At 62.3% G+C, this 12756-nt stretch carries 9 protein-coding genes; 3 read left to right on the top strand and 6 right to left on the bottom strand.

Annotated features, from left to right (window positions below):
* Window positions 1-32: 32 nt before the first annotated feature.
* From AC07Y2_RS19640 to AC07Y2_RS19615, 6 genes are all read right to left on the bottom strand, one after another.
* The gene (locus AC07Y2_RS19640; RefSeq protein ID WP_103386652.1) at window positions 33-2687 is read right to left on the bottom strand and encodes a TonB-dependent receptor; all 2655 of its coding nucleotides are present in this window, start codon (window positions 2685-2687) and stop codon (window positions 33-35) included.
* 117 nt (window positions 2688-2804) lie between these two features.
* On the bottom strand, window positions 2805-3308 hold the full coding sequence (locus tag AC07Y2_RS19635; RefSeq protein ID WP_103386653.1) for an RES family NAD+ phosphorylase: 504 nt from the start codon (window positions 3306-3308) through the stop codon (window positions 2805-2807).
* Window positions 3305-3781 (bottom strand): antitoxin Xre/MbcA/ParS toxin-binding domain-containing protein, encoded by a 477-nt coding sequence (locus AC07Y2_RS19630; protein ID WP_170844922.1) that lies wholly within the window; start codon window positions 3779-3781, stop codon window positions 3305-3307. Before AC07Y2_RS19630 ends, AC07Y2_RS19635 begins: the two co-directional genes overlap by 4 nt.
* A 269-nt stretch (window positions 3782-4050) precedes the next feature.
* The gene (locus AC07Y2_RS19625) at window positions 4051-6975 is read right to left on the bottom strand and encodes a TonB-dependent receptor (protein ID WP_103386654.1); all 2925 of its coding nucleotides are present in this window, start codon (window positions 6973-6975) and stop codon (window positions 4051-4053) included.
* Window positions 6976-7065: 90 nt separating this feature from the next.
* Window positions 7066-8013, bottom strand: a complete 948-nt coding sequence (locus AC07Y2_RS19620) for a FecR domain-containing protein (RefSeq protein WP_103386655.1) — start codon at window positions 8011-8013, stop codon at window positions 7066-7068.
* Window positions 8010-8516 carry a sigma-70 family RNA polymerase sigma factor gene (locus AC07Y2_RS19615; protein ID WP_103386656.1) on the bottom strand — a complete coding sequence of 169 codons (507 nt, stop codon included), beginning with the start codon at window positions 8514-8516 and terminating at the stop codon, window positions 8010-8012. Before AC07Y2_RS19615 ends, AC07Y2_RS19620 begins: the two co-directional genes overlap by 4 nt.
* A gap of 298 nt (window positions 8517-8814) precedes the next feature.
* On the opposite strand from AC07Y2_RS19615, the gene AC07Y2_RS19610 reads away from it, so the two are divergent.
* From AC07Y2_RS19610 to AC07Y2_RS19600, 3 genes are all read left to right on the top strand, one after another.
* The gene (locus AC07Y2_RS19610) at window positions 8815-10533 is read left to right on the top strand and encodes a hydrogenase maturation protein (RefSeq protein ID WP_103386657.1); all 1719 of its coding nucleotides are present in this window, start codon (window positions 8815-8817) and stop codon (window positions 10531-10533) included.
* Between the two features lie 60 nt (window positions 10534-10593).
* Window positions 10594-11457 (top strand): LysR family transcriptional regulator, encoded by an 864-nt coding sequence (locus tag AC07Y2_RS19605; RefSeq protein WP_039768849.1) that lies wholly within the window; start codon window positions 10594-10596, stop codon window positions 11455-11457.
* Between the two features lie 109 nt (window positions 11458-11566).
* Window positions 11567-12712, top strand: a complete 1146-nt coding sequence (locus AC07Y2_RS19600; RefSeq protein WP_103386658.1) for an SRPBCC family protein — start codon at window positions 11567-11569, stop codon at window positions 12710-12712.
* Window positions 12713-12756: the final 44 nt, after the last annotated feature.

Genomic DNA, 12756 nt, shown 5'->3' with positions numbered 1-12756 from the left:
GTGTTACTAAAACCTGCCCCGACCGATCTTTCTCAGAACTTGTAATTGACCCGCGTGTACAGCGTGCGGCCAAACGGGTCGCCGTATTTCGGGTCGTAGCCGCTCTGGAACGTGTAGGTCTGGTTGCTGAACGGCGGCTCGCGGTCGAACAGGTTTTTCACCCCGAGGGTCACCGCCAGGGTCTTGCGCCATGTGTAGGTGCCGGCCACGTCCCAGACGTTGTACGAACCGACGTAATCGTGAGTCTCGCGATCCGAGTCGTGGTAACCACTGGTGTAGCGGTTGGTCAGGCTTGCGCCGAGCGGGCCGTAGTTCCAGCTGCCGGTCAGGCTGTGACGCCAACGGGCCACGGCGCCGGCCGAGGCAAAGTCGCCGCCGCGAAAATCGCCGAGCTTGTCGATGTAGTCACCCTTGAGCTGCTGCTGATAGTCATAACGGGTCACGTAAGTGCCTTGCAGACCGATGCCGAAATCACCGTACGGCGTGCTCGGCAGGCGATAGTCGAAACTCACGTCGACGCCGTTGGTCTTGATCTTGCCGAGGTTGGCCAGCCCGGTGACGATGTGGTCGATGGAACCGTCGGGCTTGCGGATCAGGCGCTCCGGGTACAGCTCCGGATTCTCGAACACCGCCGATTCGGGGAACTCAGCGATCTGGTTGGCGATGTCGATCCACCAGAAATCCAGGCCGGTGGTCAGGCGATCGAACGGCTGGTAAACGAAACCGAGGGTGACGTTGCGCGCGGTCTCCGGGCTCAGGTCGGTGTTGCCGCCGGAGGTGCGATTGAACTGCTGGGCGCAGTCGCGGTTGGCAATGCCGCCGTTGCTCGGGTTGCCTCCAGCGCACAGGCGCGGGTCGTTGTAGTTGGCGTTGGTGAAGGAGGTAAACGTCGGGTTGTACAACTCGTACAGCGATGGCGCACGGAAACCTTCGCTGTAGGCGCCGCGCACCACCAGTTCCTTGAACGGCTGGAAGCGGAACGAGTATTTCGGGTTAGTGGTGCTGCCGAAGTCGCTGTACTTGTCGTGGCGCACGGCGGCGGACAGTTCCAGGCTGTCGAGCACCGGCACGTTGACCTCGGCGTACTGCGCCGAGACGCTGCGATCCCCTTGTACGCTGCCGTTGGGATCAACACCCAGGCTCTGCACGTCGCCGGCAAACGCAGCGAAATCCTGATGAAAATCTTCCTTGCGATACTCGCCGCCCAGCGCCAGTGCCGAAGGCCCTGCACCGAACCAGTCGCCGATCTCGCGGCTGACACGCCCGTCAATCGCCTTGACCCGGCCCACTGCGGTCGCGTAATCGCCTTCTACCTCGTTGGCTGCCAGTAGTGCCGAACCGGCGGCGGTCTGCGGGCCGAACGGGTTGATCACACCGTTGGCGATGCCCTGGCTGACGGCGCGGTCGTTCACATAACCGCTGCGAATCGTGTTGACCACGTTGTTCTGGTTGTACGACGCACCGAGGTTGTAATCCCACCCGACCAGGGTGCCGTCGAAGCTCAACAGCAGGCGCTGACCGGTGTTGTCGTCCTCATGCTGACGCGCACCGACGGCGGTCTCACGCCAGTTCACGTCCACCGGTTGCGTCGGGTCCAAAGCAAAACCGCTCGGCCCGGGCGTAATGCCGTTCCCCGGATAGAACGCCGTGCCAGGGTTGACCTGATTGCCCATCAAAGTGCCGGGCCCGATTTGGGTACGGTTTTCGTTGCGCGCCCAAAAGTATTCGAGGCTGACGTTGTGATCGTCCGACAGCTTGCCGGTGGCCTTGGCGAAGGCCGAGGTCTTCTCGGTTTCCGGCACCAGATCAAGGTAGTTCCACAGGCTCTGGCGGCAGATGCCGTTGCGTGACAACAGCCCCGGCGCATTGCAACCGGAACCGGCCAGCGGGTTGGTGGCATTGCTGCCCTGGCTCCAGTTGGCGGGCGATGCCGTGCCGGAGGTGTAATCGAGTCCGCGCCCCGGCTGGTAGTTATAGGTGTAACCACGGTCGTCGGCGGCCAGGCGATTCTGCTTGTCGTAACTCACCACGCCGAAAACGTTGAAGCGATCGTCCTGTAAATCGCCAAAACCCCAACTGCCGCTGAAATTGCGACTTTCGCCGCCGCCAGAATGGGTCGGTGTGTCGTAGTTCGTGCTGATCTGACCTTCGGTGAGGCTGGTCTTGGTGATGAAGTTGATCACCCCGCCGATGGCATCGGTGCCGTACAGCGCCGAAGCACCGTCGCGCAGCACTTCCACCCGGTCGATGGCGGCGAACGGGATAGTGTTGAGGTCGACGCCAGAGCCATTGATCGCATTGGTCGCGTTGTTGCTCAGACGCCGACCGTTGAGCAGCACCAGGGTTTTGTTCGGGCCAATGCCCCGCAGGTCGGCATAGGACGCCCCGCCGCTGCTCGACCCCACCGAGCGCCCGGAGCCCACCGAAGACTGGTTGGCCGAGATGCGGTTGACCAGCTCTTCAGTGGTGGTCACGCCCTGCTTCTGCAACTCCTCGACCCGCAGGATGGTGACCGGCACGGCGGTTTCGGCATCGACCCGGCGGATCGCGGTGCCTGTGACTTCGACCCGTTGCAGTTGGGTGGTCGGTTCGTTTGCCGTGCTGTCGGCAGCGACGGCCGGCAACGTGTTGATCGCCAGCAGCAAGGCCAGGCTCAAAGGGGATTTAACGGGTGAAAAATGGATCATGAACAGCCATCCCTGCGTTTTGGTTTATGCAGGGATGTGCGATGGCAGATGGGGATTTATAGGGTGCGATTTAGACCGTTGGGTGCTGAGGTTATGCAAAAAGAGGCGCGTGATTTTTCATACCAGTTCCGCGTCCTTGAGCAATCGCGTATCCAGCCCGAATCGCTCTTGCGAGATCATCCTGAATTGCCCCTCTGCCAAATCGCAGCTCACCAGCAAATTCCACGAGTGCCGGGTGGCTGCCGATGGAATCAGTACAAACGGGTGCTCGGCGAGCAACGCGTCGGCAAAATCCTGCTGGTTGGGCGAGGCCTGTGCGGGACTCATCCAGTAGGGGTTGGGCAGCTCCTCGGGTTGCACGATTTTCACAAGCGCCTCGCTGACCACCTCAAAGCACGTCAGCACATAGGGACTTCTATCAAGTGCGTTGAAACTCCCGTGAGCGGCCACCTCCAGAATGGCTGTAGATGGATCGATCGAAGCATAAACGACACGGCGGCCGGGCCGGTTCCATCGACCGCCCTGCAGTTCTGAACCGATGCCGCTGTCCCATGTGCACCGATAAACCTCAGGGTCCAAACGCCACGCATACCAGCGGTCGTCCCAAGGCAGCGGGTTCATTGATAAACCCCGTATTTAATCCGGTGCAGATAAGCAATGACCGATTGATACCCCAGTGAGCTTTCAATCAATGCAACGGGTCTGTAACCGTTTAACCATTTGGTCGCCTTGCTCATCCACTCCTCGGCGCTCGGCTGATCGTGGAACACCTCGATAGCGGACTCAAGAGCGTGCGCATACTGAAAAGCGATCATGCTCTGCTGTCGGCTCATTCGCGTCGGCTCGCCACTACTCAGCAAGCGCCGCACGGTTCTGACCGACTTTCCGGTGATGAGCTGCACAAGCTCGCTTTCCCGGTAGAGCTCGGATGTTGAAATCATGTTCACAACGTCCCGCAGATCAAAACCTTCCCGCGCGTAACCAACAATGTGCATGGTGTCTCTGTCCCATATCCGGCCGTTCAGCAACACCTCAACAGGCTTCCCCTCGACCTTCTTCAGCCCCGTAAACCGGGGTGCTTTCGCTTGGGGCATCGGAACACCCTCCATAGGGCATCTGGCATGATCGTGGCGCCAGGAATCACGAGGGGAATAAGTAGAGTTTTCGTGCTCGAGATGTGGGATTCGCATAATCCATCCAATGTCAGGGGCCCGAGTCTCCAGGCCGGTCAGTGACTTCATGTCACGACCGATGCTATAGGCCCCGCTTCCGACGGCCAACCTTAAAAAGTCGTCGGAAATATCCCCGTTTTCGCCCAAAGTCCGGCAACTTCCGTAGGACGCTACCGTGCATTATTCCGCCTTCAACTCCCGAAGTGATAACTCACATCCAGCCACCACTGGCGCCCGTACGGGTCGTAGTTGCCGGTCGGGTAATACGGCCATCCCGCCGAGTCGTCATGCTTGACCTGATTGAGCACATTGTTCACGGTCAGCCCGACACTCGCCCGGTCGTTGAGCTTGTACCGTGCACTGGCGTTGAACACCGTCCACGGCGACAGACGCCCGTCGCCCGCGCCGTTGGTGACCGAGCCGTAACGAATCCCCATCAGCGTCGCCGTAGCTTTCTGGTAATCCCAGGTCAGGCTGGCGTTGACCTTGCTGCGCCAGTCGTAGTTGGTGCGCGAGGTACGCCAGTCCTGGGTCGGGGCTTCGTCCGATTCCTTGTAGTAGTGCGAGAGCACCAGGGTGTAGCCCAGCGCCGAACTGAACGCGCCGTACTGCCCGGCGCCCCAGCGGATGTTGCTCTTGAAGTCCAGGCCGCTGACCCGCTCGCTGGCGGCGTTGATCGCATTCACCCGCACCCGCTGCAACTGATTGGGATCGACAGCGGCATTGCCGGGATTGCGATCGACGCGTGCCAGGGTCGACTGGCAATTGGCCGAATTGATGTCCTGGGTGCCATTGCGGCATTCGTTCTCTTGCTGCAACAGGCGGTTTTCGTCGACGGTGGTCAGCAGGTCATCGATCTCCACCCGCCAGAAATCAGTGGAGAAATCGAAGTTGCGTGAAGGCGACCAGACGAAACCGTAGGTCCAGGATTTGCCGCGTTCGGATTCCAGATCCGCCGTGCCGCTCTGGGTGTAATCGACCCGCCCACGGTCACAGGCGCCCTCCACGCCCTGGCTGCAACCGTAGTAGTCGATCTGCGCCGGGTAGTAGCCGTTGCTGTCGGACTGATAGATGTAGTTCAGGTCCGGCGCGCGGAAACTGGTGCCGTAGCTGCCGCGCACCAACAGGCTGGTTACCGGCCGCCATTCCAGGCCGAGGTTGTAGGTTTTCTGTTGTTCGGTGCGGCCACTGAATTTGTATTGGTCCCAGCGCCCTGCGGCTGTCGCCAGAACCGTGTCGGTGACCGGAATGCTGAACTCGCCGCCGGCCGCGTAACGCTTGCGCGAGCCGCCGGAGCTTTGCGCCGGGGTCACGCCGTAGAAACTGCCGTCATTAAGGCTGTCATCCGGATCGATGCGATATTCCTGCTTGCCCGCCTCGAGCACGCCGGCAAATCCCACCGGACCGGCGGGCAGGTCAAACAACTCGCCGTTGACCGACGCGTTGTAACTGGTGGAAACCGACTTGCTGCTCTGCGTCAGGTTGCCGCGAAACTGCTCCCACTCCTGGGTTGTCAGTGGCCGGTCGAGGCGCGAGGCATCCGGCGCGAACACCGGGTAACCGTCACGGGTGCCCAGCTGCGGGCCGAGGTAGAAATCCTGGATCGACGACAGCGGCGTGTAACGGGTGGTGCGCACGCTTTTGTACTCGGACCGGTTGGCCGCCAGTTCATAGTTCCACCCGGTGTCGGCGATCTTGTCCGAGAGGCCCAGGGTGCCGGTCCAGGAGGTGTCGCGCCACTTGCTGTTGTTGCTGGTGCGCCCACCGATTTCCTCTTCGCCGAAGCGTCGATACCAACGCTCCAGATTGCCGCTGTTCTGGTTGATGAAATCCGGCGAGGTGAAGCTCGGGCCGCGTGTGTTGTTCTGGATGTGATCGAGGCCGTACATCAGATCGGCGAAAACCTGCCCGCTGTCGCTGAAATGCCAGGTGCCACGGGTGTAGCCGTCATAGTTTTCCTTCTGGGTTTGCACCGTCCAGTAATCGTTGTAAATCTGGTCGGTGCGGCAGCGCCCGCCGCTGTTGAACAGCTTGTTGTCGAACGTGCCCTGATACGCGCCACAGCCGGGTCCCAGATAGCGGTTGTTGGTCAGGTCGCGACGGTAGCCGACATCCGCCAGCGGCCCGCTCTGCATGAAGCCGCGATCATCGGCCCAGATCGGATCGCGATTGGTCAGTTCGAGCCCGAACAGCCCGTCGAAGTCGCCCCAGCTGCCGCCGCCGCTGATCTGCAAGCGCTGGTTGTCACCGCCGCCGCGCTCGCTGGTGCCGCCCTTGAGATTGACGTCGACGCCATTCATTTTGTCTTTGAGGATGATGTTCACCACCCCGGCAATCGCGTCCGAACCATAGATCGCCGAAGCGCCGCTGCTGAGCACTTCGATGCGCTCGATGATCGCCGACGGAATGTTCGCCAGGTTGGTGAAGTTGACCTTGCCGTCGTACGGCGTCGGGTAATCGGCGACCCGTCGGCCGTTGATCAGCACCAGCGTGTGGTTCGGGCCGAGGCCGCGCAGGTTGAGGGCGCTGGCCGCCGGTTGCCAGGTATTGCCGTAGTCTTCGCCCTGGGTCATGCCGGTGTTTTGCGTCTGCGTGGCGAGGGCGTCGTAGACGTTCTTGTAGCCGCGCGCTTCCATTTCTTCGTGGGTGATGACATTGACCGGGGTCGCACCATCGCTCTGCGCGCGGGCGATGCGCGAGCCGGTGACGGTGACTTTTTCCATGCGGTAATCGGCAGTGCTGGCGGGTACCACGGCAGCGGCCTTGACCGGCGTGGCACTCGGCGTATCGGCCGGGCGAATGCTCAGGCCCTGCGCCCCCTGTTCGACTTGCAGACCACTGCCGAGCAAAGCCTTCTCCACCGCCTGGCGGCCACCCAATGCGCCGCGCACCGCACTGCTACGCTTGCCCTGAACCAGATTCTGACTGAAGGAAATCGGCACGCCGGTCTGGCGCGAGATGTCCAGCAGCACCTCGTCGAGGGCCCCGGCGGCAATGTCGAAGGTAAAGACTTGAGTGGCGGCGTCTTGCGCCAGAACGGCGGCCGGGACCATACCCGTCGCCAGCACGATGGCCAGTGTCAGGCGGGACAATTGTTGTTGTTTGAATGAAAACATGAGGGGCTTCCCTGTTGAAGGCGTCTGCAGGGAATGAGCAGCGGGCCGGCGCTTTTTATAGGGGGACGGATAGACCGGGAAGTTATGGATTTATAACCGTGCTTCGATGCTGACCCAGTACGGGTTGTGCCAGGTGACACGGATCGGCAGCGAACGCTCCAGCAGTTGCAGGGTGCGGTCGCTGTCGTCCAGCGGATAGAGACCGCTGAGGCGCAAACCGGCGACCTCCGGGCTCAAGTGCAGGATGCCGCGACGGTAGCTGCGCAGGCTGTCGATGACTTCGCTCAAGGGGCGATCGCGCACTTCAAGCCGCCCTTGCACCCAGGCACTTTCCTGCCCTTTGCTGCGTTCCAGCGCGAGGATCTCCTGAGCGTTGAACAGCAGACTTTCGCCCGCCTCCACCACTTGCCGCGCGCCGCTGGCGGTGACCACTTCGACCTGTGAATGCAGCATCACCAGCCGCGTCGAATCCTCACCGCGCTGCACCAGAAATTTCGTCCCGAGCGCGCGCATCCGTCCATGCTCGGTTTCGACCACAAACGGCCGGGACAGATTTTTTGCGACATCGATCAGCAGCTCACCGCTGCGCAAGTCCAGCAGGCGCTCGAGATTGTTGAAGCGCGGCACCACGCGGCTGCGGGCATTCAACGTAAGGGCGCTGCCATCCTCCAGCGTGAATTCCCGACGCTCGCCGGTACCGGTCGACAACTCGCCGGCCTCCGGCAGCCAGTCATAGTGTCGCCCGAGCAGACCCGCCAGCACCGCGATCCCGAGCACACTCAAACTGCCGCTGAGGAATCGACGCCGACTGGACGGCGCATTCAGGCTGTGCAGGACACTTTCACGCGGCAAGCCGCGCAGGTTTGCATGGCGCAGCAGGCTCAACCCGCCACCCATTTGCTCGATGATTTGCTGATGCCGTGGATCCGCCGTGCGCCAGGCGTCGAAGGCCGCGCGCTCCTGCAAGCTGACGTGCCCAGATTGCAGCAGCGCCATCCATTGCGCCGCTTCGTCGATCAGCATGTCGTCCGGCCTCATGCCTGCATCGCCTGATAGCAACGTTTGAACGCCTCGACCATGTATTGCTGCACACGGCTGGTGGACACACCGAGGCGCTCGCCGATTTCGCTGTAGGTCAGGCCATCGACTTGGTGATAGAGAAACGCAGCCTTGGCCTTGGCCGACAGGCCGTTGAGCAAGCGATCCACCGCCAGCAGCGTTTCGATCACCAATTCCCGTTCCTCGGGCGACGGGTGCACCGGTTCCGGCGCCAAGGCAAGGCTTTGCAGATAAGCGCGCTCCAGATCCTGCCGGCGCCAGCCTTCATAGACCAGCCGCCGCGCAATCGTGGTCAACAGCGCGCGGGGTTCGCGAATCGCCAGCGGATCGGGCAGTGCCAAAACCCGAAGAAAAGTTTCCGAAGCGATGTCCTGTGCGCTGTGCGGGCAGCCGAGGGTACGGCTGACCGCTGCGCACAACCATCGGTAGTCCTTTTGGAACATTTGCCCGATGACCTGGTAATGCGGGTTGTGACTCCCCATGCCTTACTCCCTGAAAACGGGCTCCACCCGCTGCGAAAATCCATGGATACGCCGGGATCTTCCGGCGGTGATCAGGGGTGCGACTGTGCAATAGCGCCCGATACATTTGAAGTAATAAAAAATCAGGATCAGCAAACCTTTGAGAATAAGGCACGTCGTCGCCGCAGCAACATTGGCTGACACAACGTTGATCTCGATCAGTGGCGCCCCCCACGCCAGTCTCTAACCTTGCGCCTCCATCGATAGCCACGGACGGCTCACCGGGAGCCTGCGGCTGACCTTTCAAGGACGAGAAATCATGCGATCACTCAACATCATTCTTCTGTCGTCGGCGTTCAACGGCCTGACCCAGCGTGCCTGGCTGGAACTGCGTCAGGCCGGGCACTCACCCAGCGTGGTGCTGTTCACCGACGAAACCGCCGTGTGCGAGCAGATCGAAAACAGCGGCGCCAACCTGGTGATCTGCCCGTTTCTCAAGGATCGCGTTCCCCATGCGCTGTGGAGCAATCCGCAGCGTCCGGTGGTGATCATCCACCCGGGCATCGTCGGCGATCGCGGCGCCAGCGCACTGGATTGGGCGATCATGCGCGAGCTGCCGTCCTGGGGCGTAACCGCCCTGCAAGCGGTGGAAGAAATGGACGCCGGACCGGTCTGGGCCACCTGCGAATTCAACCTGCCGACAGGCTTGCGCAAATCCGAGCTGTACAACGGGCGAGTCAGCGACGCGGCGATCCGTTGCATCCGCGAAGTGGTGGAGAAATTCATCGACGGCTTCGAGCCGGTAGCGCTGGATTACAACGATCCGAAAGTACGCGGGCGTTTGCAGCCGAACATGAAACAGGACGACCGCACCTTCAGCTGGCACGACTGCTCGCGCTTCATCAAGCGCTGCATCGACGCGGCGGACGGCCAGCCCGGCGTACTCGCCAGCCTCGCCGGCGGGCAGTATTACGTGTACGACGCGCACCTCGATCAGCGCACCGGCATGCCCGGCGAGATTCTCGCGGTGCACGACGACGCGGTATTGGTGGCGACCGGTGATCACAGCCTGTGGATCGGCTCGCTGCGGCGCAAACCGCAACCGGGCGAGGAAACCTTCAAGCGTCCGGCGCGGCATGTGCTGGCCGGTCAGTTGTCTGGCGTGCCGGTGCTGGACTGGTCGATTGCCAACGCGCCGTTCAGCGACGAGCCGTATCAACCGATCCGGTATCGCGAGTCCGGTCAGGTCGGCGAGCTGACGCTGGAGTTCTACAACGGCGCCATGAGCACCGAGCAGTGCCGGCGCATGGTCGAGGCCCTGCGCTGGGCTAAATCCCGCGACACTCAGGTGCTGTTGATCAAGGGCGGACGCGGCAGTTTTTCCAATGGCGTGCATCTGAACGTGATCCAGGCCGCCGAAGATCCGGGCGCCGAAGCCTGGGCCAATATCCAGGCCATCGACGATGTGTGCGAAGAATTGCTCAGCGCACGGCAACTGGTGGTCAGCGGGGTTACCGGCAATGCTGGCGCCGGTGGTGTGATGCTCGCCCTGGCGGCTGACATCGTGTTCGCCCGCGCCGATATCGTGCTCAATCCGCACTATAAGAGCATGGGCCTGTATGGCTCGGAATACTGGACCTACAGCCTGCCCCGCGCCGTCGGCCCGGCCATGGCCGAACAACTGACCCAGGCCTGTCTGCCGGTCAGCGCTGCGCAGGCGCTGCAACTGGGCATGGTTCAGGAAATCGGCCCGCGCTGCCCGGACGAGTTCTCGCTGTGGCTGCTGCAACGGGCCAACGGTGTGCTGAGCGATCCGACTTATGCTGCGGTGCGGGAGCGTAAGTTGCGGGTCGATCATGTGTTGATCCGTCAGTGCCGCGAGGCGGAGCTGCGGGAGATGCAGGAAGACATGCTGTACAACCGCAATCAGTTTGCCGAGAAGTGCCGCAACTTCGTCTACAAGCGCAAGACTTGCTGCACGCCGGCGCGGTTGGTGGAAGATTGGGCTCGGGTGCGTGAAGTCGAAGTGGCTGACTGAACAATGACGCGGTCCCGGGGCTGCCCGTACAATGCGCGGACCTCAACCACCGGCCCGCCCATGGACATTGACCTCGCCCGCACCTTTCTGGAAATCGTCCGCCACGGCAGCCTCGCCGCGGCGGCGGAGAAACTGTTCGTCACGCAAACGGCAATCACCGCCCGGGTCCAGAAACTGGAAAGCCAGTTGGGCAGCACGCTGTTCGTGCGCAACCGTGCCGGTGCGCGGCTGACCGCCAACGGCGAGGCCTTCGTGGTCTACGCCAATCAGCTGGTGCAGACCTGGGAAGCCGCACGCCGGGACCTGCCTTTGCCCGAGGGCTATCACAACGTGCTGCACATCGGCGGCGAGGTCAGCCTGTGCAACCCGTTAATGCTCAGTTGGGCCGCCGAATTGCGCGAGAAAATCCCCGGTCACGCCCTGCGCATGGAGATCCGCGATGGTGAAAACCTGCTGCGTCAGCTCGAACTGGGGGTGCTCGATGCGGCGCTGGTCTATCAGCCGGAATACTGGCCGGGGCTGCAGGTCGAGCAGGTGCTGGAAGAAAAACTGATTCTGGTGACCACGCCCGGCCGCCCTGCCCCTTACGTGTACATCGACTGGGGTCCGGATTTCCGCCGCCAGCACGACGCCGCCCTGCCGGAAAAAGCCAAGGCTGCCCTGAGCTTCAACCTCGGCCCGCTGGCCCTGCAATACATTCTCGAGAACGGCGGCAGCGGCTATTTCCGAACCCGGGTCGTGCGCACCTACCTGGAAAGCGGCGCGCTGGAGCCGGTGACCAAAGCCCCGGAATTCGGCTACCCGACCTACCTCGTGTACTCCCGCGACCGCGACTCGGCGATCCTGCAACAGGCGTTCGATCTGTTGCGCGAAGTGATCAGGGCCGATGACGACTGGTCGCAGCGCTGGAACCCGTTGAGCTGACGGCCGCTATGCACCGGAGCATGGCACTTGTGACCTGAAGGTTGGCGCTGCACAAACGGCGGGATCGGCTACGCTGCCGGGATAACGACAATATCCGCAGGTGAGCGCAGTGAGGCAGACCACCGAGGCATTTCGCAGCCGCTACCGGGCGGCGATCCATCCCCGCTACAACCCGTGGCTGCACGGCGCGTTCGTGCTGCTGTTCGGCGTGCTGGCCATCGGCGCGTTCTGGAGCAGCGTGCACCTGGTGCGGCCGCTGGAATGGCTGACCGTGCCGCTGACCCTGCTGTTCTTCAATTTCGGCGTGTACATGGTGCACCGCCACCTCGGCCACCACAAAAAGAGCTTCGCCCGGATGTTCTATGCCCGGCATGCCGGCGATCATCACAGCTTCTTCACCCCCGGCCACATGACCTACGACGGCGCCCGCGACTGGCGGGTGATTCTGTTCCCCGCCTGGCTGATCGTGCTGCACACGCTGGTGATCACCCTGCCCCTGTGGTGGCTGTTTGCGCAGGTCAACAGCAACGTCGCCGGCTTGTTCGGCGGCTGCATGGTGTTCGGTTACCTGACCTATGAAGTGTTTCATGCCTGCGAGCATCTGCCGCCGCAGAACCCGCTGACCCGCCTGCCGTGGATCCGCCAGATGCGCCGTCTGCACGAATTGCATCACCGTCGCGAGCACATGCAGGAGCGTAATTTCAATATCGTTTTTCCGCTGATGGACTACCTGTTCGGCACCCTCTACCGGGAGCCGGAAATCGCCCCTTTGACCGATTCGAGAACGCCCATGACCCGCATGCGGCACACAGTCGATATCGCCGGCGATCCGATCGCCGTCCTCGCCTACGCCGCCACCGTCAGTCGCTGGCCGGAGTGGCACCCGTCTTCGCTGAAGATCGACGGCCCGAGCGGTGCGTTGCATGCCGGCGCACGATTCGACGAGGACATCCATGCCGGCGGTCGCGAGGGGCATTTGCGCTGGGAGGTCACCGAGTACCTGCCCGGCCGACGCTGGTGCGCCCGGGCCCAGGGTGATCAGGGGCTGTCGTTGCGGCTGACCTATGAATGCTCGGCGCACGACGCTGCCACGCGGTTCGTGCGCACCCTCGATTACCGGTTCGAAGGGATCGGCCTGCGCATCGCCAACCATCTGCTGCTCAAGCGGCGCATCGAGCGCGAGTCGGCAACGTCGATGCTGGCCCTGCGCGACATGGCCACCCGGCATCTCGCACTCGCGGGAGCCCACGTGTGAGATGGCGTTATCTGGTGTTGCTGCTGGTTGTCGGGGTTCTGGGC

This window comes from Pseudomonas sp. GW456-12-1-14-TSB6, from assembly GCF_059424205.1.
This window is presented reverse-complemented; position numbering and strand designations above follow the sequence as displayed.